The sequence below is a fragment of the Pseudomonas sp. UME65 genome (assembly GCF_014170225.1).
Taxonomy (GTDB): Bacteria; Pseudomonadota; Gammaproteobacteria; order Pseudomonadales; family Pseudomonadaceae; genus Aquipseudomonas; species Aquipseudomonas protegens.
The window spans coordinates 433,390-458,939 of record NZ_LZZQ01000014.1 but is presented as its reverse complement, the minus strand read 5'-3'; the positions used below and the strand labels follow the sequence as shown (position 1 = coordinate 458,939).

Below are 25,550 nucleotides of genomic sequence, written 5' to 3'. Positions count from 1 at the left end.
TAATCGCGCACCCTGCCTAACAATAAGGACGGCCCCGGTGAGTTCAGTCAGTAAGTCGATTTTGTTGGTTGACGACGATCAGGAAATTCGCGAGCTGCTGGAAACTTATCTCAGCCGCTGCGGCTTCCAGGTGCGCAGCACCGCCGACGGGGCCGGCTTTCGCCTGGCCCTCAACGAGGCGCCCAGCGACCTGGTGATCCTCGATGTGATGCTGCCGGACGAAGACGGCTTCAGCCTGTGCCGCTGGATCCGCCAGCATCCCAAGCGCAGCCAGGTGCCGATCATCATGCTGACCGCTAGCTCCGACGAGGCCGACCGGGTCATCGGCCTGGAGCTGGGCGCCGACGACTACCTGGGCAAGCCTTTCAGCCCCCGGGAGCTGCAGGCGCGGATCAAGGCCCTGCTGCGGCGCGTGCAGTTCACCCAGGAGCGGGTTGTCGGCGAGGTGCTGTGCTTCGACGAATGGCGCCTGGATGTGATCAGCCACCGGCTGTTCCACAACGATGGCGAGGAGGTGATTCTCTCCGGCGCCGACTTCGCTCTGCTCAAGCTGTTTCTCGACCATCCCCAGGAAATCCTCGATCGCGACACCATCGGCAATGCCACCCGCGGGCGTGACCTGATGCCCCTGGATCGCATCGTCGACATGGCGGTGAGCCGCCTGCGCCAGCGTCTGCGTGACACCGAAAAGCCGCCGCGGCTGATTCGCACCGTGCGCGGCAGTGGCTATCAATTGGCAGCCAATGTGGTTGCCGGCAATGGCCACTGAGGCATTGCGCAAAGTGCTGCGGCGCCTGCCGGTGCCCCGTTCCCTGCTGGGGCGGATGCTGCTTTTGACCCTGCTGGCGGTGCTGTTCGCCCAGGCGCTGTCCAGCGTGATCTGGGTTTCCCAGCTGCGCGCCACCCAGCTCGAAGGGCTGGTGACCAGCGCCCGCAGCCTGGCCCACTCGATGACCGCCAGCGTCAGTTACCTGCGTTCGTTGCCGGTGGCGTACCGGCCCCTGGTGCTGGACCAGTTGCGCAGCATGGGCGGTACGCGGTTTGTCGTGACCCTGAACGACAAGCCCCTGGGCATGCAGGTGCTGCCCGCCACCCCGCGCAAAGAAGCGGTGTTGCAAGCCGTGGAGCAGGTGTTGCGCCAGTCCCTGGGCAATGACGCGGATATCTCCGTGACCTTCGTCAGCCCCGATGACCTGCGGATCTTCAATGGCGGCCTCAAGCTCGACGAATTGCCGCGCTCCTGGGCCCATTACGCCCTGACCCTGGAACCGGTAAACCCGCCGGTGCTGGTGACCCAGATCCAGATGGCGCCGGGAGAGTGGCTGTACATCGCCTCGCTGTTGCCCGAGCCCTATACCAGCCTGGAAGAACAGGGCCTGCCGGCACAGCAGGTGTGGTTCATCCTGCTCACCAGCGGTTTTCTGCTGTTGTTCATCGGCCTGTTGGTGCATTGGCAGAGCCGGCCCCTCAAGCGCCTGGCCCGGGCGGCGCGGGACATGTCCCTGGGGGCCGACGTCGAGCCGGTAGCGGAGGGCGGCGGCAGTGAAGTGGTGGAGGTGGGCCGGGCCTTCAACAGCATGCGCGAGCGCATCAGCCGCTACCTGACCGAGCGCAGCCAGCTGTTCAGCGCCATCTCCCATGACCTGCGCACCCCCATCACCCGCTTGCGCCTGCGGGTGGAATTGCTGGAGGACGAGCAACTGCAGGCCAAGTTCGGGCGCGACCTGGATGAACTGGAGTTGCTGGTCAAGGGCGCGCTGCAGTGCGTCAAGGACACCGACATCCACGAGAACATCGAGCCGGTGGACCTCAATCAGGTACTCGACTGCCTGGTAGAGCCTTATCTGGCACCCAACGGCAATGGCCGCGTGACCCAACAGGGCCGGGCCCTGGCCAGCTACCCGGGCAAGCCCCTGGCGCTCAAGCGCTGCATGGGCAACCTGATCGACAATGCCCTGAAGTACGGACAGAACGCTCACCTGCACATCGAAGACGACGACAGCGGCTTTGTCCTGCATGTCGACGACGAAGGCCCCGGCGTACCGGAGCAGCGCCTGGAGCAAGTCTTCGAGCCGCACTTCCGTCTTGCTGGCCAGCAGCAGGGCTACGGCCTGGGCCTGGGGATTGCCCGCAACATCGCCCACAGCCATGGCGGCGAAGTCAGCCTGCAGAACCTGCGCGAAGGCGGCCTGCGCGTAACCCTTTACCTGCCCCGGACCTTCGACTGACCTGCCTGCCGTTGTAAGCGCTGGCTTGTGTCGGAGCTGGCTTGCCAGCGAAGGCGTCCTCAAGGGCACCACAGTGCTCAAGGGCCTCTTCGCCGGCAAGCCGGCTCCTATGGGGGAGTGCAATGTCACGGTTTGGTGACATTGCGCTGGTCCTTTGTTACCTGCGGTCGCAGGCGGCTTGATTAGACTCAAGCCTTCGATAAAAACAACAACAGGTCACCCATGGACGCTCTCTCCCTGCCATTCAGCAGTTGGCTGAATGCCCCTGCACATCAGGCCTGGCTCGCCGCCGAAGGCCTGCGCCTGCTGGATTTTGCCAAGGCCTCACGGCTTCCTGCGGGCTTTGGCAACCTCGATGAACAGGGCCGCCTGCCCAGCGGCGCCCAGGCCGAAACCATGAACACCGCGCGCATGACCCACAGCTTCGCCATGGCCCATATCCAGGGCCTGCCGGGTTATGCCGCTCTGGTGGACCACGGCATCGCCGCCCTCGGCGGGCCCTTGCGTGATGCCGAGCACGGCGGCTGGTTCGCCGTGGCCGGGCAGGCCGACGGCAACAGCACCAAGGCCGCCTACCTGCATGCCTTTGTCGCTCTGGCGGCCAGCTCCGCGGTGGTGGCCCAACGTCCCGGCGCCGAGCGTTTGCTGGAGGAGGCCATCGCCATCATCGACCGGCATTTCTGGAGCGAGGAGGAGGGCGCGCTGCGCGAGTCTTTCAACTGCGACTGGAGTCAGCCGGAAGCCTATCGCGGTGCCAACAGCAACATGCACGCCACCGAGGCGTTCCTGGCCCTGGCCGATGTCACCCAGGACTCACGCTGGCTGACCCGCGCCCTGCGGATCGTCGAGCGGGTGATCCACACTCAGGCGGCGGCCAACGACTTCATGGTGATCGAGCATTTCGACCTCGCCTGGCAACCACTTCGTGACTACAACCAGGCCTTTCCCGCCGACGGTTTCCGGCCCTTTGGCACCACCCCGGGACACGGCTTCGAATGGGCGCGGCTGTTGCTGCACCTGGAGGCTTCGCGGGTGAAGGCCGGCATGCTGACCCCCGGCTGGCTGGTGCAGGACGCGCAGAAGCTGTTCGAAAGCAACTGCCGCCATGGCTGGAGCGTCGATGGCGCCCCGGGCATGGTCTACACCCTGGACTGGGACCACCAGCCAGTGGTGCGCGAGCGCCTGCACTGGACCCACGCCGAGGCCAGCGCCGCCGCCAGCGCCTTGCTCAAACGCACCGGCCAGGCCCAGTACGAGGCCTGGTACCGCTGTTTCTGGGAATTCTGCGAGGCCCATTTCATCGACCGCAGGCACGGTAGCTGGCACCACGAACTGGGCCCGGACAACCAGCCGTCAGCCCGGATCTGGGGCGGCAAGCCGGACCTCTATCACGCCTGGCAGGCGGTGCTGATCCCGCGCCTGCCGTTGGCCCCGAGCATGGCTTCGGCATTGGCCCAGGTGTCTGTTCCGGGCCTTGTGTAACCATGTGGTGACATTTCCCCATCGCTTCGTTACTCGAATGATCGACTAGGCTGTTTAGACTCGTTTGCAGCGCAAGCACCAGACTTGCATGCATAACAACAAGAAAGGTACTTCAAATGAATGCGATTTCTCGCCTCGCCACTGTCATTTCCCTTGCCTCTCTGTTTCCCCTGAGTGCCCTCGCCGCCGATTCCAAAGGTTCCGTGGAAGTCGTCCACTGGTGGACTTCGGGTGGTGAAAAAGCCGCCGTCGATGTGCTCAAGGCCCAAGTGGAAAAAGACGGTTTCACCTGGAAGGACGGCGCCGTGGCCGGCGGTGGCGGTTCCACTGCCATGACCGTGCTCAAAAGCCGCGCCGTGGCCGGCAACCCGCCGGGTGTGGCGCAGATCAAGGGCCCGGACATCCAGGAATGGGGCAGCACCGGCCTGCTCAGTACCGAAACCCTCAAGGACGTGGCCAAGGCCGAGAACTGGGACGGCCTGCTGTCGCCCAAGGTGGCCAATACCGTCAAGTACGAAGGTGACTACGTGGCGGTGCCGGTGAACATCCACCGGGTCAACTGGCTGTGGATCAACCCTGCCGTGTTCAAGAAAGCCGGGATCGACAAGGCCCCGACCACCCTCGAAGAATTCTATGCCGCCGGCGACAAGCTCAAGGCCGCCGGCTTCATCGCCCTGGCCCACGGCGGCCAGCCGTGGCAGGACAGCACCGTGTTCGAAGACGTGGTGCTCTCGGTCATGGGCCCGGAGGGCTACAAGAAAGCCCTGGTGGACCTGGACCAGAAAACCCTCTCCGGCCCGGAAATGGCCAAGGCCTTCACCGAGCTGAAGAAAATCACCGGCTACATGGACCCCAACCGTGCCGGGCGTGACTGGAACATTGCCGCAGCCGACGTGATCGGCGGCAAGGCCGGCATGCAGATGATGGGCGACTGGGCCAAGAGCGAGTGGACCGCGGCCAAGAAGGTCGCCGGCAAGGACTACCAGTGCGTACCGTTCCCGGGTACCGACAAGGCCTTCACCTACAACATCGACTCCCTGGCGGTGTTCAAGCTCAAGGCCGACCGCAAGGGCGATATCGCTGCCCAGCAGGACCTGGCCAAGGTCGCCCTGGGCAAGGACTTCCAGAAAGTCTTCAGCATCAACAAGGGTTCGATCCCGGTGCGTACCGACATGCTCAACGACATGAGCGCCGAGGGCTTCGACTCCTGCGCCCAGGCGTCGGCCAAGGACTTCCTGGCAGACGAGAAGACCGGCGGCCTGCAGCCGAGCATGGCGCACAACATGGCCACTTCCCTGGCGGTGCAGGGCGCGATCTTCGACGTGGTGACCAACTTCATGAACGACAAGGATGCGGACCCGGCCAAGGCCAGTGCGCAGCTGGCTTCGGCGGTCAAGGCCGCGCAGTAATCCTTGAACCCCGCCGCCGGTACGCCGGCGGCTCACCCGTGACTGTCGCCGCCCTGCCTGTGCCCCGGCCCATGCAGCGACGGTGTGCAGCCCGGATTCACTCCTGACTGGGTTATTCCGATGAGCTCTGTGGCGGTTTTCAGCAAAGCCTCACCGTTAGATGCATTGCAGCGCTGGCTACCCAAGCTGGTGCTGGCACCGAGCATGGTGATCGTGCTGGTGGGTTTCTACGGCTACATCATCTGGACGTTCATTCTGTCCTTTACCAATTCCAGCTTCATGCCGAGCTACAAGTGGGTCGGCCTGCAGCAATACCTGCGCTTGATGGACAACGACCGCTGGTGGGTGGCGAGCAAGAACCTCGCGGTCTTCGGCGGCATGTTCATCGCCATCAGCCTGGTGCTGGGAGTGTTCCTCGCGGTGCTGCTGGACCAGCGCATCCGCAAGGAAGGCTTTATCCGCACCGTGTACCTGTACCCCATGGCGCTGTCGATGATCGTCACCGGTACCGCCTGGAAGTGGTTGCTCAACCCCGGCCTGGGCCTGGACAAGATGCTTCGCGACTGGGGCTGGGAAGGCTTTCGCCTGGACTGGCTGGTGGATCAGGACCGGGTGGTGTACTGCCTGGTGATCGCCGCGGTGTGGCAGGCCTCGGGCTTTGTCATGGCGATGTTCCTCGCCGGCCTGCGGGGTGTCGACCAGTCGATCATCCGCGCCGCCCAGGTGGACGGTGCGAGCCTGCCGACCATCTACCTGAAGATTGTCCTGCCGAGCCTGCGGCCGGTGTTCTTCAGTGCCTTCATGATCCTCGCCCACATCGCCATCAAGAGCTTCGACCTGGTGGCGGCGATGACCGCGGGCGGCCCGGGCTATTCCTCCGACCTGCCGGCGATGTTCATGTATTCCTTCACCTTCAGCCGCGGCCAGATGGGCATAGGTTCGGCCAGCGCCATGCTGATGCTGGGCGCCGTGCTGACCATCCTTGTGCCGTACCTGTATTCCGAACTGCGGGGCAAGCGCCATGACTGACTCCCTTGGCAAACCGACCCTGAACTTCAGCCGGATCGCCATCTACGCCACCCTGCTGCTGGCGGCGGCGGTGTACCTGATACCGCTGGTGGTGATGCTGCTCACCAGCTTCAAGACCCCGGAGGATATCCGCACCGGCAACCTTTTGAGCTGGCCACAGGTGGTGGACGGCATCGGCTGGATCAAGGCCTGGGACACTGTCGGTGGCTACTTCTGGAACTCGGTGAAGATCACCGTGCCGGCGGTGCTGATCTCTACCTTCATCGGTGCAATGAACGGCTACGTGCTGTCGATGTGGCGCTTTCGCGGCTCCCAGCTGTTCTTCGGCCTGCTGCTGTTCGGCTGCTTCCTGCCGTTCCAGACGGTGCTGCTGCCGGCTTCGTTCACCCTGGGCAAGTTCGGCCTGGCCAACACCACCACCGGCCTGGTGCTGGTGCACGTGGTCTACGGGCTGGCCTTCACCACTTTGTTCTTTCGCAACTACTACGTGAGCGTGCCGGATGCGCTGGTCAAGGCTGCGCGCCTGGACGGTGCCGGGTTCTTCACCATCTTCGGCAAGATCCTGCTGCCGATGTCGGTGCCGATCATCATGGTCTGCCTGATCTGGCAGTTCACCCAGATCTGGAACGATTTCCTCTTCGGCGTGGTGTTCGCCAGTGGCGACGCGCAACCGATCACCGTGGCCCTGAACAACCTGGTCAACACCAGCACCGGGGCCAAGGAATACAACGTTGATATGGCAGCGGCGATGATCGCCGGGCTGCCGACACTGCTGGTCTACATCTTCGCCGGCAAGTATTTCCTGCGCGGGCTGACGTCCGGCGCGGTCAAGGGGTAAGGCATGGCAACTCTCGAATTACGCAACGTCAACAAGACCTACGGTGCCGGCCTGCCGGACACCCTGAAGAACATCGAGCTGAAGATCGATGACGGTGAATTCCTGATCCTCGTCGGCCCATCCGGCTGCGGCAAATCCACCCTGATGAACTGCATCGCGGGCCTTGAGAACATCAGTGGCGGGGCGATCCTGGTGGACGACGCCGACATCAGCGGCATGAGCCCCAAGGATCGTGACATCGCCATGGTGTTCCAGTCCTACGCGCTGTACCCGACCATGAGCGTGCGCGACAACATCGCCTTCGGCCTGAAGATCCGCAAGATGCCCGCCGCCGAGATCGACGCGGAAGTGGCGCGGGTGGCCAAGCTGCTGCAGATCGAGCACCTGCTCACCCGCAAGCCGGGCCAGCTCTCCGGTGGCCAGCAGCAACGGGTGGCCATGGGCCGGGCCCTGGCCCGGCGGCCGAAGATCTACCTGTTCGACGAGCCGCTGTCCAACCTCGACGCCAAGCTGCGGGTGGAGATGCGCACAGAAATGAAGCTGATGCACCAGCGTCTGAAAACCACCACGGTCTATGTCACCCACGACCAGATCGAAGCCATGACCCTGGGTGACAAGGTGGCGGTGATGAAGGACGGGATCATCCAGCAGTTCGGCACCCCGAAGCAGATCTACAACGACCCGGCCAACCTGTTCGTGGCCAGCTTCATCGGTTCGCCACCGATGAACTTCATCCCCCTGCGCCTGCAGCGCAAGGACGGCCGCCTGCTGGCCCTGCTGGACAGTGGCCAGGCTCGCTGCGAGCTGCCCCTGGGGCCCCAGGATGCCGGGCTGGAAGACCGTGAGGTGATCCTCGGCATTCGCCCGGAACAGATCGCCCTGGCCGCGGGCGAGGCCAACGGCCTGCCGACCATTCGTGCCGAGGTCCAGGTGATCGAGCCCACCGGCCCCGACACCCTGGTATTCGTCACGCTCAATGGCACCAAGGTCTGCTGCCGCCTGGCACCGGACCAGGCCCCCGAGGCCGGGGAAACCCTGACACTGCAGTTCGATCCGGCCCGGGTGCTGTTGTTCGACGCCCAGAGCGGTGAACGCCTGGGCGCCGCCGGGGCACCGGTGACAGAGGCCCGGGGCGGCAATGTGGCGCAGTTCAAGGGCCGCTGAATCCGTGACGGATGGCCTGTCATCCGTCGCCACTGCTGTAAACCGCGTTGGATAAATCGTTAATAACAATAAAGACGAGGATGTAGGGATGAAAAAGCAACACAGCAACACCCGATTGCTCTGCCAGTTGTCGGCGGTGGCGGCCCTGGTCCTGTCCGGCAATGCCATGGCCGATGAGGCGTTCAGCGCCGATTCGAAATGGATGACCGGCGACTGGGGCGGCGAGCGCACCAAGCTGATCGAGCAGGGGATCGACATCAAGGCCGACTACGTCGGTGAAATGGGCGCCAACCTGCATGGTGGTTACAACGACGACAAGACCGGGCGCTACAGCGACCAGTTCGGCCTGGGCGTGGCGTTCGACCTGCAGAAGCTTTTGGGCTGGGACAACACCCAGGCCAAGATCCAGCTGACCAACCGTAACGGCCAGAACATCTCCAACGACCGCATCGGCGACCCGCGTGCCGGCACCTTGAGCTCCTCCCAGGAGGTCTATGGCCGGGGGCACATGGTCCGCCTGACCCAGTTGTGGGTTCAGCACCAGTTCCTCGACGGCAAGCTGGACGTCAAGGCCGGCTACTTCGGCGAAGGCGAAGACTTCAACACCTTCCCCTGCGACTTCCAGAACCTGGCGTTCTGCGGCTCCCAGGTGGGCAACTGGGCCACCGGCATCTGGTACAACTGGCCGGTCAGCCAGGCGGCGCTGCGCATCAAGTACAACATCACCCCCGAGCTGTATGCGCAAATCGGCGCCTACAACCAGAACCCGTCGCAACTGGAGCACGGCAACGGCTTCAAGCTCAGCGGCAGCGGCACCAAGGGCACCGTATTGCCGGTGGAACTGGTCTGGTCGCCCAAGCTCAACAGCCTGCCGGGCGAGTACCGCGTCGGTTACTACAAGAGCACGGCCGATGCCAATGATGTGCGCAAGGACGTCAATGGTCAGGATGCCGCGGACACCGGCGATGCCTATCGCGTGCACAACAGCAAGCACGGCTACTGGTTCGTCGGGCAGCAGCAACTCACCACCCACAACGGTGATGCTTCCCGGGGCCTGAACATCGCCGCCAATGCCACCTTCCACGACAAGGACACCAACGTCGTCGACAACTACCAGTCGCTGATGTTCGTGTACAAGGGGCCGTTCGATGCGCGTCCCAAAGATGACGTCGGCATCGGTTTTGCTCGGATCCACGTCAACGACGATGTGCGCAAGAACGCCCAGCTGATCAACGAGGACAACGGCATCAGCAACTACGACAACCCGCTGTACATGCCGCTGCGCGACACCGAATACAACTACGAGATCAACTATGGCTTCCACGTCACCAACTGGCTGACCGTGCGCCCCAACCTGCAATACATCACCCACCCGGGTGGTGTGGATGAAGTCGACAACGCGCTGGTGGCCGGCCTGAAAATTCAGTCGGTGTTCTAAGGCCGTTGCGATAAGCTCCTTCTCTCTGTGCGCATTTTGCGGATGGCCTGGGCCGTCCGCTTTTTTTTGTCGGGCCGGCGCCCCCCTCATGAGTAGCGAGACAGCATTGATTTTCAGGACTGCGGCCCATGCATGAGCATCCGCTACAACGCTTTTTCAGATCCTTGCGCGAGCGCCCGGTGTTTGCCTGGGAGCGTTATCAATTGCGTGACGTGCTGGTGATCGATCACCCGCTGTGCCAGGCCGTGTTCAGTCGTCAGGGTGCCCAGTTGCTGCACTTCCAGCCGGCCGGACAAAAGCCCTGGCTGTGGTGTGCGGCGAAGTGGCCGCAGGTGGGGGCGATCCGTGGCGGAGTGCCGGTGTGCTGGCCCTGGTATGGGCGCCATCCCAGCGAAAATGCCTGGCCTTCCCATGGCTGGGCGCGGCTGCTGGACTGGAAGCTGCTGGACAGCAGCAGTGATGAAGAGGGCGTGCGCCTGCACTGGCAATTGCAGTTGTGCGACTGGAAGGTCGACCTGCATGCGCACCTGGGCCAGAGCATGGACCTGCGCCTGAGCACCGAGCACCAGGACACCGAACCCTGCCAGTTGAGCCAGGCTCTGCACGCCTACTGGCGTATTGGTGATGTCGGCGAGATAGCGCTGTCTGGGCTCGATGGCGCCCAGGGTTATGACCAGTTGAACCGTCAGGTCTGCCAGCAGCAGGGCGAGTTGCGGGTCGAGGGCGGTTGCCAGCGGGTGTTCCAGCACGAGGGTGAGTTGCAGCTCAAGGATCACGCCTGGCAGCGCGAGTTGTGCATCGATACCGGTGACCATGCCGACACCGTGGTCTGGCACCCCGGCACCCGGCCGCTGCTGGGGGTGAGCTGGAATGAGGTGTCGCGGTTCGTCTGTGTCGAAGCGGCTGTGGGTGGCACCGACAGCCTGCGCCTGGCGCCCGGGGAGCAAGCGCACCTGAGCTTGCAGGCGCGCGCTGCGGGGTAGGGAGCCGGCCCGGCTTCAGTTGAACTCGTCGCCCACCGGGTAGCGGCTGGCGTTGAGGCTTTCCTTGATCTTGCGCAGGTGTGGCTGGAAATCCACGCCGCGGCGCAGGGTCATGCCGGTGGCCAGCACGTCGAGTACGGTGAGCTGGATGATCCGTGAGGTCATCGGCATGTAGATGTCGGTGTCTTCCGGTAGCGGGATGTTCAGGCTCAAGGTACTGGCCTTGGCCAGTGGCGAGTTTTCTGCGGTCAGCCCCAGCACCGAGGCGCCGTTTTCCCGTGCGATACGCGCCACTTCCACCAGTTCGCGGGTGCGGCCGGTGTAGGAAATGATCACGAACAATTCGCCGGTATGAGCCACCGACGCGATCATCCGTTGCATCAGCACATCGGCGTGGGCGGTGACGGCGAGGTTGAAGCGGAAGAACTTGTGCTGGGCGTCCAGGGCCACCGGGGCCGAGGCGCCGAGACCGAAGAAGTGGATCTGCCGGGCCTGGATCAACAAGTCCACGGCCTTGCTGATCAGGTTCGGGTCCAGGGCCTGGCAGGCGCTGTCCAGGGAGGCGATGGCGCTGCCGAAAATCTTTTGCGTGTAGGCTTCTGGGTTGTCGTCGGCCTCCACGGCACGGCTGACATAGGCCGCACCGCTGGCCAGGCTCTGGGCCAGTTGCAGCTTGAGTTCCGGGTAGCCGCTGACGCCAAAGGAGCGGCAGAAGCGATTGACCGTCGGTTCGCTGACCGAGGCAGCCTGGGCCAGGGCGGCGATGCTGAAGCGAGTCGCCTGCTGCGGGTTGAGCAGGATGACTTCGGCGACTTTACGTTCCGCCTTGTTCAGTTCTTCAAGACGGTTCTGGATCTGCTCCAGAAGGTTTCGCACTCGGTCCATTAAGGTTTCCTAGATCGGCTAGACAGGCGCTGCGGGCAGGGCCGGGAAGCGGTCAATCGAGCAAGGCGCGCCGACGGATTGTCGGTGCAGGCCTTTTGAGCTTGCTGCGATTGCGCTGCGCAGCGGGTCGCTGGCGCGCCTGCAATGCGAAGTTGAGAGGTGGCCTATCCTACTGATGGCCCGGATCGACCACCACCTGGAATCTGTATTTTGTAAAAATGTTGTGTTTATTACTACATTTTTCCTTGAGTGATGCCTTGAAAAAAGGTATTTGTAGCTTAACTTGATAAAAGAACAAACATCATGCCTTCGATAACGGTTGAACCCTGCACCTTTGCCTTGTTTGGCGCGCTGGGCGATCTGGCGCTGCGTAAGCTGTTTCCTGCCCTGTACCAACTCGATGCCGCCGGTTTGCTGCATGACGACACGCGCATCCTGGCCCTGGCCCGCGAGCCTGGCAGCGAGCAGGAGCACCTGGCGAATATCGAAACCGAGCTGCACAAGTATGTCGGCGACAAGGATATCGATAGCCAGGTCCTGCAGCGTTTTCTCGCCCGCCTGAGCTACCTGCATGTGGACTTCCTCAAGGCCGAGGACTACGTCGCCCTGGCCGAACGTGTCGGCAGCGAGCAGCGCCTGATTGCCTACTTCGCCACGCCGGCGGCGGTGTATGGCGCGATCTGCGAAAACCTCTCCCGGGTCGGGCTCAACCAGCACACCCGTGTGGTCCTGGAAAAACCCATCGGCTCGGACCTGGATTCATCACGCAAGGTCAACGACGCGGTGGCGCAGTTCTTCCCGGAAACCCGCATCTACCGGATCGACCACTACCTGGGCAAGGAAACGGTGCAGAACCTGATTGCCCTGCGTTTCGCCAACAGCCTGTTCGAAACCCAGTGGAACCAGAACTACATCTCCCACGTGGAAATCACCGTGGCCGAGAAGGTCGGCATCGAAGGTCGCTGGGGCTATTTCGACAAGGCCGGCCAACTGCGGGACATGATCCAGAACCACTTGCTGCAACTGCTCTGCCTGATCGCCATGGACCCGCCGGCCGACCTTTCGGCCGACAGCATCCGCGACGAGAAGGTCAAGGTGCTCAAGGCCCTGGCGCCCATCAGTCCGGAAGGCCTGACCACCCAGGTGGTGCGCGGCCAGTACATCGCCGGCCACAGCGAAGGCCAGTCGGTGCCGGGCTACCTGGAGGAAGAAAACTCCAACACCCAGAGCGACACCGAGACCTTCGTCGCCCTGCGCGCCGATATCCGCAACTGGCGCTGGGCCGGTGTGCCGTTCTACCTGCGCACCGGCAAGCGCATGCCGCAGAAGCTGTCGCAGATCGTCATCCACTTCAAGGAACCCTCGCACTATATCTTCGCCCCCGAGCAGCGCCTGCAGATCAGCAACAAGCTGATCATCCGCCTGCAGCCGGACGAAGGTATCTCGTTGCGGGTGATGACCAAGGAGCAGGGCCTGGACAAGGGCATGCAACTGCGCAGCGGTCCGTTGCAGCTGAATTTTTCCGATACCTATCGCAGTGCACGGATCCCCGATGCCTACGAGCGGTTGTTGCTGGAAGTGATGCGCGGCAATCAGAACCTGTTTGTGCGCAAAGATGAAATCGAAGCCGCGTGGAAGTGGTGTGACCAGTTGATTGCCGGGTGGAAGAAATCCGGCGATGCGCCCAAGCCGTACGCGGCCGGGTCCTGGGGGCCGATGAGCTCCATTGCACTGATCACGCGGGATGGGAGGTCTTGGTATGGCGATATCTGATTTGCAACTGCCGGCGGGCGTGCGCGCCCACGAATTCCGCAGCCCCACGCTGCTGGCTGAAGGCCAGGCGCTGAAGGTCGCCGAGCTGCTGCGCGAGGCCATTGCCGTGCGCGGCAACGCCACCCTGGTGGTGTCCGGTGGCCGTAGCCCGGTGGCGTTTTTCCAGGCCCTGGTGAAGCAGGAGCTGGATTGGTCCAAGGTGCTGATCACCCTGGCGGACGAGCGCTGGGTGCCTGTGGAGCATGCCGACAGCAATGCGGGCCTGCTCAAGCGCTACCTGCTCCAGGGGCCGGTGGCCAAGGCTCGCTTCCTCGGCCTCTACAGTGCGGCGGCCAATCTTGAAGAGGCTGCCCTACAAGCGGACAGTCTGCTGGCCGAACTGCCAGGCATCGATGTGCTGGTGCTGGGCATGGGGGATGACGGCCACACCGCGTCGCTGTTCCCCAACAGCCCGAACCTGGCTGAAGCGCTCAAGGCCGATGGCACTCGTCGCTGCTGGCCGATGCTGGCGCCCAGCGTGCCCCATCAGCGCCTGAGCATGAGCCGGGCATTGCTGGCTTCGGCCCGCAACAGCCTGTTGTCGATTTCCGGTCAGTCCAAGCTGACCACCCTGAGCGCCGCACTGGCTGGTGACGCTGTCGCCGAAATGCCGATTCGCGCCTTCCTGCAAACCCCGTTAGAGATTTACTGGTGCCCATGAGCCAAGGATCAGCCGCTATGACAAACCTCGCCCCGACCGTTTCCATGGCGGACAAAGTTGCCCTGATCGACAGCCTCTGCGCCAAGGCGCGGATCCTGCCGGTGATCACCATTGCCCGCGAGCAGGATGTCCTGCCGCTGGCCGATGCCCTGGCGGCCGGCGGCCTGACCGCCCTGGAAGTGACCCTGCGTTCGCAGTTCGGCCTCAAGGCGATCCAGATCCTGCGCGAACAGCGCCCGGAGCTGGTGACCGGTGCCGGCACTGTGCTCGACCCGCAGATGCTGGTGGCGGCGGAGGCGGCAGGTTCGCAGTTCATCGTCACCCCGGGCATCACCCGCGACCTGCTGCAAGCCAGCGTGGCCAGCCCGATTCCCCTGCTGCCGGGGATCAGCAATGCCTCCGGGATCATGGAGGGTTATGCCCTGGGCTATCGCCGCTTCAAGCTGTTCCCGGCGGAAGTCAGTGGTGGCGTGGCGGCGATCAAGGCCCTGGGCGGGCCGTTCGGCGAGGTCAAGTTCTGCCCTACCGGCGGCGTCGGCCCGGCCAATATCAAGAGCTACATGGCGCTCAAGAATGTGATGTGTGTCGGCGGTAGCTGGATGCTCGATCCCGAGTGGATCAAGAACGGCGACTGGGCACGGATCCAGGAGTGCACGGCCGAGGCCCTGGCCCTGCTGGACTGAAGGTTCTACCCGATTCGTTGGTGTGTTCTACGGCTTTACGGTGCGCTTGGTCGGCGCACCGTTTTTTTTTGCCTGGAGAATAGCGCTGCCCGGCGCGCGACAGGCGGGCAGGGCTTACCGGCCGGCCAGGTTGGTGAGGGCTTCGATCAACTGCTGCATATGCGCAAGGGGAGTGGTCAGCCCCGGAGTGATGCGGATGCAGGTGCCGAACCCTGCGCCATTGCGGGCCACGGTAAACAGGTTGTAGTCCCGTAGCAGGCGATCCGCCAGGGCTTGCTGGTCCTGGTGGCGGGTGAAGCGCACAGCGCTGATGGCGCAGCACAGGCGCGGGTCCTGCGGGGTCATGACTTCCAGCCCGTCCATTTCGCGCACCGCTTCGCTCCAGCTATGGCGCAGGTAGTTCAGGCGCGCGCCCTTGGCCGCCGCACCACCCATCGCCCGGTGTTCCTCGAACACCCGGGGCAGGGTCATCAGCGCCGGAATGTTTGGCGTGCTGTAGGGCGTACGGGCGCGCACGTCGTCACGGGGAAAATGGAACTCGTCCATGTCCGGGTCGATGTCTTCCAGGCGTTCGGGGTGGATATACACAAAGCCCAGGCTCAGCGGTGCGCCGATCCACTTGTGCAGGTTGAAACCGGCGAAGGCGATGCCCAGGTCGCGAAGGTCGAAGTCGATCTGGCCCAGGGCGTGGGCGCCGTCGAGGATGATGTCGACCCCGTGTTCCCGAGCGGCGGCGGCAATTGCCCGGACCGGCATCACCAGCCCGCTGCGATGGGTGACATAGGTCAGGGGCATCAGCTTGAGCCGTGGGTAGCGCTCGAAAGCGTCTTTGTAGGTGCTTACAAGGCTGTCAAAACTGGCAGGATGCCGGTGGATGATCTCTATCACTTCGACGCCGCGCTGGCGGGCCAGCCAGCGCATGGCGCTCTTGACCGTGTCGTACTCCAGGTCGCTGAGCAGTACCTGGTCGCCCGGTTGCAGGCGGTTGTAGTTGCGGATCAGCGATTGCAGGGCGTCGGAGGCACAGCGGGTCAGGGCCACGGCGTTTTCCGGCGTCTGCAGCAGCGCCGCCAGTTGGCGGCGGATGTCCAGCGCGTCGATCTGCTCGAAGCGCTGGCGCACCAGCAGCGAGTTGCTGCGGTTCACCCACTGGATGTTGTGCTGGTACTCCTGGGCCACGCTGCGGGTCATGCGCCCGAAGTAGCCGTTTTCCAGATTGATCGGCCCCGGCTCGATGTCGAACTGGCGAGCGATGCCCTGCCAATGATCTTCGTCGTGGGCAAGTGTGGCTGCAGTCCTTGGCATGGAGGGCTCTTTTTCAGTGACGGGGTTTGGGTTTGCCGTGTTTGGCCCGCAGGGGATCGAGCAGGTCGCTAAGGCCGTTGTGGTCGATTTCCTGCATCAGGGCCAGCAGGCCGCCGAGTTCGCCCTTGGGAAAACCTTCCCGGGCGAACCAGTTCAGGTAGGGGCCGGGCAGGTCGGCCAGGATTCGGCCCTTGTATTTGCCGAAGGGCATTTCCCGGGTGACCAGCAGTTCAAGAGTTTCAGGGGTCATGGCGGGGGCTGTCGTGTCATTCAAGAGCCTTGGAAAATACAGGCATTCTGCATGGAGGCCAAATGACAGATCATGCAAATAACTCGGATACAGATTTTTGTATATTTTCTAAGTAATTGAATAGTAAGGAATAAAAATATAATCCAAGTCTGGCATGGCGGGTGCAACAGTTAACTCAACTAACTCAAATCTCGAGTTAACCCAATTCTCGCAACCCACAAGGAACCAGAAAATGACTGACTTGAATAAAGAAGCTATTTCGGTACTCAACAGCCTGATCGAGACCAGCAAGGACGGTCAGGAAGGGTTCAAGACCTGTGCCGAAGACATCAAGCACCCCGAGCTCAAGGCGCTGTTCATCAAGCGCTCCACTGATTGCGCCACGGCCGCGGCAGAACTGCAGTCGGTAGTGCGCTCCATGGGCGGGGATCCGGAAACCTCCACCAGTGTCAGCGGCGACCTGCACCGTCGCTGGGTCGACCTCAAGTCCCTGGTGACCGGCAAGGACGAGGAGGCGGTGCTCAACGAAGCCGAGCGTGGTGAAGACCATGCACTGAAGGCCTACAAGGAGGCTCTGGAGAAGATCAACAAGCACAACCTGGTGGGCATTCGTGATGTGGTAGAGCGCCAGTACCACGGCGTGCAACGCAATCACGACCAGGTCAAGGCCCTGCGCAATCAGGCACGCGCCCGTTCGTAAGGGTCAAAACCTGTCAAAAACGCCAGCCAGTCTGGCGTTTTTTTATGCCGGTAATTTAATGCTGGACGGTATTTAGTTAGCTAGCTAATAATTAGCCCAGCTTCGCTGATGCCTATCGCGACTATCGTTGTGTTTGTCCTGCCAAGAGTTGCCAGCCGTGCCCATTACCCTGCAAGCCCTGCTTGCTCCCAACCTTCCTGCATTGCAGTTCGCGATCAAGACCCTGCTCGGTGGTGGGGTAGCGCTGTGGCTGGCATTGCGCTGGGGGCTGGAGCAACCGGCCTGGGCCCTGATGACCGCATTCATCGTGGCTCAGCCGCTGTCCGGCATGGTCCTGCAAAAAGGTCTGGCGCGGCTGTTGGGGACCCTGGTGGGGACCCTTATGTCGGTGCTGTTCATGGGGCTGTTCGCCCAGACCCCCTGGCTGTTCCTCCTGGCCCTGGCGCTGTGGCTGGGGTTGTGCACGGCCAGTTCGACCCTGTTGCGCAGTGCCTGGTCCTACTCCTTCGTGCTGGCCGGCTACACCGTGGCCATCATTGCCTTGCCGGCCATCAGCCATCCCCTGGGGATCTTCGACCAGGCGGTGGCCCGCTGTACGGAGATTTCCCTGGGCATCATCTGCGCCACCGCCAGCAGCGCGCTGCTCTGGCCGCTGCGCGTCGAGCGACAGTTGGCCGATCAGGCCCGCAGCGCCTGGCACAGCGGGATGCAGGCGGCCCGTGCCACCCTGGCCGGGGATGCCCAGGCCCGCAAGGGCCTGCTGGAGATCCTCGGGCGCATCGTCGCCGTCGATGCCCAGCGCGAACATGCCTGGTTCGAAGGCCCGCTGGGCCGCCAGCGGGCCCGGGCGATCGGTGGCCTGAGTCAGAAACTGTTGATGCTGCTGCGCATCTCCCGTTCGGTGCGGCGCCAGTGGAAGCAGTTGGATAGCGTCGAAGCCGCGCGGTTGCAGCCGTGGATGGATCAGGTCCTGGCGGCCCTGGACAGCGCTGATGGGGCCAGCCTGCAAGCCTTGTCGCCACGGGTGCTGGAGGCCTCCCGCGATGGGGCGATCAGCCCGGCGCAGAGTTACTGCCTGGCGCGTTTCAGCTTGTTGCTGGACACCGCCCTGGCTGCCACCCAGGCCCTTTCAGCGGTGCAGGAGGGGCGCGGGGCAATGGTGCAGCCGGCGACGCTGACACCTCACCGCGACTTGTCGCTGGCCCTGGTATTCGGCGCCCGCAGCGCCCTGGCTTTTCTGACGGTGGCCAGCTTCTGGCTGGCCACCGCCTGGCCCGCGGCCTCCGGGGCGATGCTGCTGACCTGTGTGGTCTGCAGCCTGTTCGCCAGCCGCGAGAACGGGGCGCAGATCGGCATGAGCTTCATGCGCGGGATCTTTCTGGCGGTTCCGGCAGCCTTCGTGGTGGGACAGATCCTGCTGCCTCAGTGGAGCGGTTTCCCGATGCTGGCGATGGCCATGGGCGTGCCGCTGTTCTTCGGCGCCCTGGGCATGGCCAAGCCGCAGATCGGCGCCACGGCCACTTCGTTCTGCCTGCACTTCATCGTGCTGATCTCGCCGATGAACCGCATGAGTTTCGATGTTGCCAGTTTCTTCAATAACGCCCAGGCCATGGTGCTGGGGGTGGGCGCTGCGGTGCTGGCCTTCCATCTGCTGATCCTGCGCAACCCGGCGTGGCACGGCCGGCGCCTGCTGGCTGCGACCCTGCACGACCTGGTGCGCCTGACCCGGCGCAACCTGCGGGGTGCGGAAAGCTGGTTTGGCGGGCGCATGGCCGACCGCCTGTTGCAACTGGCGCGGCATTATCCGGAACTGCCGGAGCCGGCCCGCAGCCGCTGGGACGATGGCCTGCTGGGCCTGGATATCGGCGACGAACTGATGCACCTGCGCCTGAGCCTGGCGGTGGCCCAGGTACCGGTCGGCGCCGCGCAGCGAGCTTATTTCGAGCACCTGCAGCGCACCCTGGAACAAGGCCCGGCGGGCAGTCGTCAGGATGCCCTGGAGCAGCCCAGCGTGGCCCTGCTGGAGGCGCTGGGGCAGCAGCCGCCCAGTGATGCGTTGAAACTGGCGCAGGGCGCCGTCGTGCAATTGCAAAGCAGCTGGCGCAGTTGGTGCCGGCAGCAGGAGGAAAGTCATGGGGCTGCGTGAGTGGTCGCTGGGCGGGGTGCTGCTCAGCCCGTTCCTGATTTATGTGGTGCTGGCGCTGGTGCTGACCGGTGCCCTGCGGATGCTGGTGCGGGTAACCGGGCTGGGCCGCTGGATCTGGCACGAAGCACTGTTCGATTGTGCCCTGTACGTCTGTGTCTTGACGGTCATTACGCTGGTCCTGGGGCCCTTATAAGGAGTTGATCATGCGTACACCCGTACGTGTCGTGTTTACCCTCTGCCTGGTGGCGGTGGCGATCTTTGCCGGTTATCACCTGTGGCAGTACTACATGCTTACGCCCTGGACCCGCGATGCGCGGATCCGCGCCGACGTGGTGATAGTCGCCCCGGATGTGTCCGGCTGGGTGCGCGAGCTCAAGGTGGCGGACAACCAGCCAGTCAAGGCCGGCGAGCTGTTGCTGAGTATCGACCGCGACCGTTTCGAGGCCGCCCTGGAAAAAGCCCAGGCGGTGGTGCAGACCCGCCAGCAGCAGTTGAGCCTGCGCGAACATGAAGCCAGCCGCCGCGCTGCTCTTGGCCCCCAGGCCATCAGCGCCGAGCTGCGCGAGAACGCCCAGATCAACGCCGGCATCGCCCGTGGCGAGCTGCGCCAGGCCCAGGCCGAGGCCAAGGTCGCCGAATTGAACCTGGCCCGTAGCCAGGTGCATGCGCCCCGTGACGGGCATATCACCAACTTGCGCCTGGCCGAGGGCAACTACGTCAATGCCGGGCAGCCGGTGATGGCGCTGATCGATGACTCGACCTTCTATGTCCAGGCCTATTTCGAGGAAACCAAGCTGCCGCGGATCCAGGTCGGCGACCCGGTGAAGGTCTGGCTGATGAGCGCCGGTGATGCCCTGCAAGGCCATGTGGAAAGCATCAGCCGGGGGATCACCGACCGTAATGCCACGCCTGACGGGCAACTGCTGGCGGAAGTGGAGCCGACCTTCAACTGGGTACGCCTGGCCCAACGGATTCCGGTGCGGATCAAGCTCGACAAGGTGCCCGAAGGCATCAACCTGAGCGCCGGCATGACAGCCAGTGTGCAGGTGGAGGAGGGCGGCAAACAGTAGGAGCCGGCTTGCCGGCGAAAGCGCCGGCATAGCCTTCGCCGGCAAGCCGGCTCCTGGGGAGCGAGACTCAGCCGATGGTGATGGCTGGCAGGGTGGTCAGGGTCACGGTCTGCTTTCTGCGCGGAGCGGCGATTTCGGCTTCGCCGTCCACAACCAGTTCATCGTGCTGGTTGAATACGCGAGTGGCGATGCGCACGCGGAACTTGGGCAGTTTTTCGAGGATCTCCAGGCGTACGGTCAGGGTGTCGCCAATCTTCACCGGCTTCTGGAAGGTCATCTGCTGGCCGATGTAGATGGTGCCCGGGCCAGGCAGCTCGCAGGCCACGGCGGCACTGATCAGCGCGCCGCTGAACATGCCGTGGGCGATGCGCTCCTTGAACGTGGTGGCGGCGGCGAACTCGGGGTCCAGGTGCACCGGGTTGTGGTCGCCGGACATGGCGGCGAACAGCTGGATGTCACGCTCCTCGACGGTCTTGCTGTACTGGGCGGTCTGGCCGACTTCCAGGGCTTCGTAAGGCGTGTTGGTTACCTGGGTCATGTTGCTGAAATCCTCTGACAGATAAATAAGCGCACTGGTTGCGCACCGGCTATTCCGACCGTGGTGGCCGGCGGTGCTGCAGGGCCTGGTCGAGCCAGGCCAGCACGTCGTGGGTCACTTGGTCACGGTTGCTTTCGTTGAACAGCTCATGACGTGCCTGGGGGTAGATATTGAGTTGCAGGCACTGGCTGCCGGCCTCGCGCAACGCGTTGGCCAGATCCTTGAGACGCTTGCCAGCGCTCACCGGATCACATTCACCACCCATTACCAGCAGCGGCAGGCCCGGATCGATCTGCTTGAGGTTGGCAATCTTGCTGATTTGCTGCAGCCCGCCCAGCAGATCGATCCACAACTGGTTGGTGCAACGAAAGCCGCACAATGGATCGGCCACGTACTTGTCGACTTCCTCCGGGTCGCGGCTGAGCCAGTCGAAGGCGGTGCGATTGGGTTTGAACGCCTTGTTGAACGAACCGAAGGACAGCCATTCGATCAGTGCGCTGCGCCCCTGGCCGCCCTGGCGCCAGCGTTCGATGCGGGCGATCAGGCTGGCGGCGCGGTACAGCGCCACTGGCTGGAAATTCGAGCCGCTGAGAATCGCCCCGTGCAGGCTGGCGCTGTGATGTTGCAGATAGGCCTGGGCGATGTAGCTGCCCATGCTGTGGCCCAGCAGCACGATGGGCGTGCCGGGGTGCTGCTGGCCGATGTGCTGGTTGAGGCTGGCCAGGTCGCCGACCACCTTGCTCCAGCCGTTCTGGTCTGCGTAGTGGCCCAGCACCCCCTGTTCCGCCGTCTTGCCGTGGCCACGCTGGTCGGGGGCGTAGACGGCATAGCCTTTGGCGCACAAGGCCTGGGCCAGGCGCGCGTAGCGCCCGCTGTGCTCGGCCATGCCGTGGGACAGCAGGACCACCGCCTTGAGTGGCGGCTCGGGCAGCCACTGGTTGACGAAGAGGCGGTGGTGGTCGCTCGTGGTCAACCAGAACGTGTCATGGGTCATGGCGATTCCTTTGCTCGAAGACGCTGCACTTTATAGCGCATCGGTACCTGGGCGTCTGATTCGCGCGCCCGTTGGAAGCAAGATTCACAAAATTAATGACACACTTGCGCATATTTGCCTGAATCGCCATAGCTGCTAACGTCCGAGGAGCCCCGCCCCTGAGAGCGTTACAGTGGCGGCCCGGATAGCTCAGGTACAAGAGAGGACAAGAATAATGCAACCTGATTTCTGGAATGATAAGCGCCCCGCTGGCGTCCCCAACGAGATCGACCTGGGGGCCTTCAAGTCGGTGATCGAGGTGTTTGAGCGTTCCTGCAAGAAATTCGCTGATCGCCCGGCCTTCAGCAACATGGGCGTGACCCTCACCTACGCCGAGCTGGAACGCTACAGCGCGGCCTTCGCCGGTTATCTGCAAAGCCATACCGATCTGGTTCCGGGAGACCGTATTGCGGTGCAGATGCCCAACGTTTTGCAGTACCCGATCGCGGTATTCGGAGCCTTGCGCGCAGGGCTGGTGGTGGTCAATACCAACCCGCTGTACACCGCGCGGGAGATGCGCCATCAGTTCAAGGATTGCGGGGCCCGGGCCCTGGTCTACCTGAACATCTTCGGCCAGAAGGTCCAGGAAGTGCTGGGGGATACCGATATCCAGTTCCTGATCGAGGCCCGGATGGGCGACATGATGCCCAGCGCCAAGGGTTGGCTGATCAATACCGTGGTGGACAAGGTCAAGAAGATGGTGCCGGCCTACCACCTGCCCCAGGCCATTTCCTTCAAGAGTGCCCTGCGCCTGGGGCGTGGCCAGAGCATCAAGCCGCTGCAGGTGGGCCACGACGATGTTGCGGTGCTGCAGTACACCGGGGGCACCACCGGCCTGGCCAAGGGCGCGATGCTGACCCACGGCAACCTGGTGGCCAACATGCAGCAGGCGCGGGCCTGCCTCGGCCAGCATGGGCCCGACGGCCACACCCAGTGGCGCGAAGGCCAGGAGGTGATGATCGCGCCGCTGCCGCTGTACCACATCTATGCCTTCACCGCGAACTGCATGTGCATGATGGTGACCGGCAACCACAACGTGCTGATCACCAACCCGCGGGACATTGGCGGCTTCATCAAGGAGCTGAAGAAGTGGCGTTTTTCTGCGCTACTGGGGCTCAACACGCTGTTTGTGGCACTGATGGATCACCCGGATTTCAAGAACCTGGATTTTTCCAATCTGAAGCTCACCAACTCTGGCGGCACGGCCCTGGTCAAGGCTACCGCCGAGCGCTGGCAGAAGCTGACCGGCTGCCGGATCACCGAAGGCTACGGGCTGACCGAAACCTCGCCGGTGGCCTGTACCAACCCCTATGGCGAGCGTTCGCGGCTGGGCACCGTCGGCCTGCCGGTACCGGGCACCACCTTGAAGATCATCGATGACCAGGGCGTCGAGCTGCCGCTGGGCGAGCGGGGCGAGCTGTGCATCAAGGGCCCGCAGATCATGAAGGGCTACTGGAACAAACCCGAGGCCACCGCCGAAGTGCTGGATGCCGAGGGCTGGTTCAAGTCCGGTGATATCGCGGTGATCGATCCGGACGGTTTCGTGCGCATTGTCGATCGCAAGAAGGACATGATCATCGTCTCGGGTTTCAACGTGTACCCGAACGAGATCGAGGATGTGGTCATGGCTCACCCGAAAGTCGCCAACTGTGCAGTCATCGGCATACCGGACGAGCGTTCCGGCGAGGCGGTGAAGCTGTTTGTGGTGCCGCGTGAGGCGGGGGTCAGCCTTGAAGAGCTCAAGGCCTACTGCAAAGAGAATTTCACCGGCTACAAGGTGCCCAAGCACATTGTGCTGCGTGACTCTTTGCCGATGACCCCGGTGGGCAAGATCCTGCGCCGCGAGTTGCGCGATATCGCTTGAGCCCAGGGCTTTTACCTGGCGGGCAAGCCGGTTGGCGCAACCGGCTTGCCCGCTCTGCATTCCGAGGGGCGCAAAGCCCCGGGCCAGAGCGGAATTCAGGCGGGTAGAATTTTTACTCTAAAAGTGACCATTAAATTGTCTTGAGTCATTTTTGTGACTATTCAGGCCTTCTTTGGCTCTAGTCGGCCTTTTCCAAAGCTGCTACTCTCGGCGCGCTTTGTGACTTCTCGGCCTAAGTAAAAGCCAGACTCACCAACAATAGACACCAATAAAAAACACAGACAAATAATAATCGCATCAAATGCGGTGATGAATTCGCGTTGCTGAGGAGTGGGCTTCCATGATCGAAGACTTTTGGAAGGATAAGTACCCAGCTGGGATTGCTGCCGATATCAATCCAGACGAGTATCCGAATATTCAGGCGGTGTTGAAGCAGTCCTGCCAACGTTTCGCTAACAAACCGGCCTTTAGCAACCTCGGCAAGACAATCACCTACGGTGAGCTGTACGAACTGTCCGGGGCCTTTGCCGCGTACCTGCAGCAGCATACCGATTTGCAGCCCGGCGATCGAATCGCCTTGCAACTGCCCAACCTGCTGCAATACCCGATCGCGGTATTCGGTGCGATCCGCGCCGGCCTGATCGTGGTCAATACCAACCCGTTGTACACCGCGCGGGAAATGGAACACCAATTCAACGACTCCGGCGCCAAGGCCCTGGTCTGCCTGGCCAACATGGCCCACCTGGCAGAGGCCGTGGTACCCAAGACCGGGGTCAGGCACGTGATCGTCACCGAAGTGGCGGACCTGCTGCCGCCGCTCAAGCGCCTGCTGATCAACAGCGTGGTCAAGTACGTGAAGAAGATGGTGCCGGCCTATCACCTGCCCCAGGCCGTCAAGTTCAATGACGTTCTGCGCAAGGGCCATGGCCAGCCAGTGCAGGAAGCCAACCCTGCCAGCAGCGACGTGGCAGTGCTGCAATACACCGGTGGCACCACCGGGGTCGCCAAGGGCGCCATGCTGACCCACCGCAACCTGGTGGCCAACATGCTGCAGTGCAAGGCGCTGATGGGCTCCAACCTCAATGAAGGCTGCGAGATCCTCATCACCCCGCTGCCGCTGTACCACATCTATGCGTTCACCTTCCATTGCATGGCCATCATGCTCATGGGCAACCACAACATCCTGATCAGCAACCCGCGGGACTTGCCGGCGATGGTCAAGGAGCTGTCGAAGTGGAAGTTCAGCGGCTTTGTCGGCCTCAACACCCTGTTTGTCGCCCTGTGCAACAGTGAAGCGTTCCGCAAGCTGGATTTCTCGGCGCTGAAAGTCACCTTGTCCGGTGGCATGGCCCTGCAACTGGCGGCGGCCGAGCGTTGGAAGGAAGTGACCAACTGCCCGATCTGCGAAGGCTACGGCATGACCGAGACCAGCCCGGTGGCCACGGTCAACCCGATCCAGAACATCCAGATCGGCACCATCGGCATTCCGGTGCCTTCGACCCTGTGCCGGGTGGTGGACGACGCCGGGGAAGAGCTGCCCCTGGGCGAAGTCGGCGAACTGTGCGTGAAGGGCCCCCAGGTGATGAAGGGCTACTGGCAGCGCCAGGATGCCACCGATGAAGTCCTCAACAGCGAAGGCTGGCTGAAGACCGGTGATATCGCGCTGATCCAGCCCAATGGCTACATCCGCATCGTCGACCGCAAGAAGGACATGATTCTGGTCTCCGGTTTCAACGTCTATCCCAATGAGCTGGAAGACGTACTGGCCTCGCTGCCGGGCGTGCTGCAGTGCGCGGCGATCGGCGTGCCGGACGAGAAATCCGGTGAGACCATCAAGATCTTCATCGTGGTCAAGCCGGGCGTGACCCTGACCAAGGAGCAGGTGATGGCGCACATGCGTGCCAATGTCACCGGCTACAAGGTGCCCAAGGCTGTTGAGTTCCGCGATGCGTTGCCAACCACCAACGTCGGCAAGATCCTGCGCCGCGAGCTGCGTGACGAAGAGCTGAAGAAGCTCGGCGTGAAGAAGTAA

Annotated in this window: 23 protein-coding genes; 18 read left to right on the top strand and 5 right to left on the bottom strand. The window is 63.0% G+C overall.

Annotated features, from left to right (window positions below; translation table 11 throughout):
* Positions 1 to 37: 37 nt before the first annotated feature.
* The 9 genes from A9971_RS22245 to A9971_RS22205 all read left to right on the top strand — a co-directional run bounded on the left by A9971_RS22245 (position 38) and on the right by A9971_RS22205 (position 10,571).
* Entirely contained in the window at positions 38 to 769 is a 732-nt protein-coding gene (locus A9971_RS22245) for a response regulator (protein ID WP_015636744.1), read from the top strand.
* A complete protein-coding gene (locus A9971_RS22240) occupies positions 759 to 2,228 on the top strand; it encodes an ATP-binding protein (RefSeq protein ID WP_019094564.1) in 1,470 nt (489 codons plus the stop codon). Before A9971_RS22245 ends, A9971_RS22240 begins: the two co-directional genes overlap by 11 nt.
* Before the next feature lie 222 nt (positions 2,229 to 2,450).
* Positions 2,451 to 3,710, top strand: a complete 1,260-nt coding sequence (locus A9971_RS22235) for an AGE family epimerase/isomerase (protein ID WP_053159864.1) — start codon at positions 2,451 to 2,453, stop codon at positions 3,708 to 3,710.
* 116 nt (positions 3,711 to 3,826) lie between these two features.
* Positions 3,827 to 5,119, top strand: a complete 1,293-nt coding sequence (locus tag A9971_RS22230; RefSeq protein ID WP_053159862.1) for an ABC transporter substrate-binding protein — start codon at positions 3,827 to 3,829, stop codon at positions 5,117 to 5,119.
* 120 nt (positions 5,120 to 5,239) lie between these two features.
* Complete coding sequence (locus A9971_RS22225; RefSeq protein ID WP_011062870.1) at positions 5,240 to 6,148, top strand: carbohydrate ABC transporter permease; 909 nt, start codon at positions 5,240 to 5,242, stop codon at positions 6,146 to 6,148.
* Positions 6,141 to 6,986 (top strand): carbohydrate ABC transporter permease, encoded by an 846-nt coding sequence (locus A9971_RS22220; RefSeq protein WP_011062869.1) that lies wholly within the window; start codon positions 6,141 to 6,143, stop codon positions 6,984 to 6,986. The genes A9971_RS22225 and A9971_RS22220 overlap by 8 nt, the downstream gene beginning before the upstream one ends.
* A gap of 3 nt (positions 6,987 to 6,989) precedes the next feature.
* The gene (locus tag A9971_RS22215; RefSeq protein ID WP_015636741.1) at positions 6,990 to 8,150 is read left to right on the top strand and encodes an ABC transporter ATP-binding protein; all 1,161 of its coding nucleotides are present in this window, start codon (positions 6,990 to 6,992) and stop codon (positions 8,148 to 8,150) included.
* Between the two features lie 88 nt (positions 8,151 to 8,238).
* Positions 8,239 to 9,588: a carbohydrate porin gene (locus tag A9971_RS22210; RefSeq protein ID WP_047288671.1), complete on the top strand. Its 1,350-nt coding sequence runs from the start codon at positions 8,239 to 8,241 to the stop codon at positions 9,586 to 9,588.
* A gap of 128 nt (positions 9,589 to 9,716) precedes the next feature.
* On the top strand, positions 9,717 to 10,571 hold the full coding sequence (locus A9971_RS22205; RefSeq protein ID WP_019094568.1) for a D-hexose-6-phosphate mutarotase: 855 nt from the start codon (positions 9,717 to 9,719) through the stop codon (positions 10,569 to 10,571).
* 15 nt (positions 10,572 to 10,586) lie between these two features.
* Here the strand turns inward: A9971_RS22205 and A9971_RS22200 are convergent, their stop codons facing one another.
* The gene (locus A9971_RS22200) at positions 10,587 to 11,447 is read right to left on the bottom strand and encodes a MurR/RpiR family transcriptional regulator (RefSeq protein WP_169892262.1); all 861 of its coding nucleotides are present in this window, start codon (positions 11,445 to 11,447) and stop codon (positions 10,587 to 10,589) included.
* Positions 11,448 to 11,759: 312 nt separating this feature from the next.
* Here A9971_RS22200 and zwf point away from each other — a divergent pair, with 312 nt between their 5' ends.
* From zwf to A9971_RS22185, 3 genes are read left to right on the top strand one after another with little or no spacing between them, the layout of a single operon-like run.
* Entirely contained in the window at positions 11,760 to 13,229 is a 1,470-nt protein-coding gene (gene zwf, locus A9971_RS22195; RefSeq protein ID WP_015636738.1) for a glucose-6-phosphate dehydrogenase, read from the top strand.
* A complete protein-coding gene (gene pgl / locus A9971_RS22190; RefSeq protein ID WP_015636737.1) occupies positions 13,216 to 13,929 on the top strand; it encodes a 6-phosphogluconolactonase in 714 nt (237 codons plus the stop codon). The genes zwf and pgl overlap by 14 nt, the downstream gene beginning before the upstream one ends.
* Positions 13,930 to 13,946: 17 nt before the next feature.
* Positions 13,947 to 14,612 carry a bifunctional 4-hydroxy-2-oxoglutarate aldolase/2-dehydro-3-deoxy-phosphogluconate aldolase gene (locus A9971_RS22185; protein ID WP_015636736.1) on the top strand — a complete coding sequence of 222 codons (666 nt, stop codon included), beginning with the start codon at positions 13,947 to 13,949 and terminating at the stop codon, positions 14,610 to 14,612.
* A 114-nt stretch (positions 14,613 to 14,726) separates the two neighbouring features.
* On the opposite strand, the gene A9971_RS22180 is transcribed toward A9971_RS22185, so the two are convergent.
* Complete coding sequence (locus tag A9971_RS22180; RefSeq protein WP_183000001.1) at positions 14,727 to 15,917, bottom strand: aminotransferase class V-fold PLP-dependent enzyme; 1,191 nt, start codon at positions 15,915 to 15,917, stop codon at positions 14,727 to 14,729.
* Positions 15,918 to 15,930: 13 nt separating this feature from the next.
* Positions 15,931 to 16,167, bottom strand: coding sequence for a DUF3820 family protein (locus A9971_RS22175; protein ID WP_015636734.1), 237 nt, complete (start codon positions 16,165 to 16,167; stop codon positions 15,931 to 15,933).
* Between the two features lie 232 nt (positions 16,168 to 16,399).
* Here A9971_RS22175 and A9971_RS22170 point away from each other — a divergent pair, with 232 nt between their 5' ends.
* From A9971_RS22170 to A9971_RS22155, 4 genes are all read left to right on the top strand, one after another.
* Positions 16,400 to 16,867, top strand: a complete 468-nt coding sequence (locus A9971_RS22170) for a PA2169 family four-helix-bundle protein (protein WP_011062859.1) — start codon at positions 16,400 to 16,402, stop codon at positions 16,865 to 16,867.
* A gap of 157 nt (positions 16,868 to 17,024) precedes the next feature.
* A complete protein-coding gene (locus A9971_RS22165; protein ID WP_072442714.1) occupies positions 17,025 to 19,013 on the top strand; it encodes an FUSC family protein in 1,989 nt (662 codons plus the stop codon).
* On the top strand, positions 19,000 to 19,206 hold the full coding sequence (locus A9971_RS22160; RefSeq protein ID WP_011062857.1) for a DUF1656 domain-containing protein: 207 nt from the start codon (positions 19,000 to 19,002) through the stop codon (positions 19,204 to 19,206). Before A9971_RS22165 ends, A9971_RS22160 begins: the two co-directional genes overlap by 14 nt.
* A gap of 10 nt (positions 19,207 to 19,216) precedes the next feature.
* Positions 19,217 to 20,083 carry an HlyD family secretion protein gene (locus A9971_RS22155; protein WP_011062856.1) on the top strand — a complete coding sequence of 289 codons (867 nt, stop codon included), beginning with the start codon at positions 19,217 to 19,219 and terminating at the stop codon, positions 20,081 to 20,083.
* Positions 20,084 to 20,150: 67 nt separating this feature from the next.
* Here the strand turns inward: A9971_RS22155 and A9971_RS22150 are convergent, their stop codons facing one another.
* Positions 20,151 to 20,621 (bottom strand): MaoC family dehydratase, encoded by a 471-nt coding sequence (locus A9971_RS22150; RefSeq protein ID WP_019094572.1) that lies wholly within the window; start codon positions 20,619 to 20,621, stop codon positions 20,151 to 20,153.
* 49 nt (positions 20,622 to 20,670) lie between these two features.
* The gene (locus A9971_RS22145) at positions 20,671 to 21,615 is read right to left on the bottom strand and encodes an alpha/beta hydrolase (protein WP_015636731.1); all 945 of its coding nucleotides are present in this window, start codon (positions 21,613 to 21,615) and stop codon (positions 20,671 to 20,673) included.
* Positions 21,616 to 21,829: 214 nt separating this feature from the next.
* Here A9971_RS22145 and fadD2 point away from each other — a divergent pair, with 214 nt between their 5' ends.
* Positions 21,830 to 23,518, top strand: coding sequence for a long-chain-fatty-acid--CoA ligase FadD2 (gene fadD2, locus A9971_RS22140; RefSeq protein ID WP_011062853.1), 1,689 nt, complete (start codon positions 21,830 to 21,832; stop codon positions 23,516 to 23,518).
* Between the two features lie 340 nt (positions 23,519 to 23,858).
* Positions 23,859 to 25,550: a long-chain-fatty-acid--CoA ligase FadD1 gene (gene fadD1, locus A9971_RS22135; RefSeq protein ID WP_011062852.1), complete on the top strand. Its 1,692-nt coding sequence runs from the start codon at positions 23,859 to 23,861 to the stop codon at positions 25,548 to 25,550.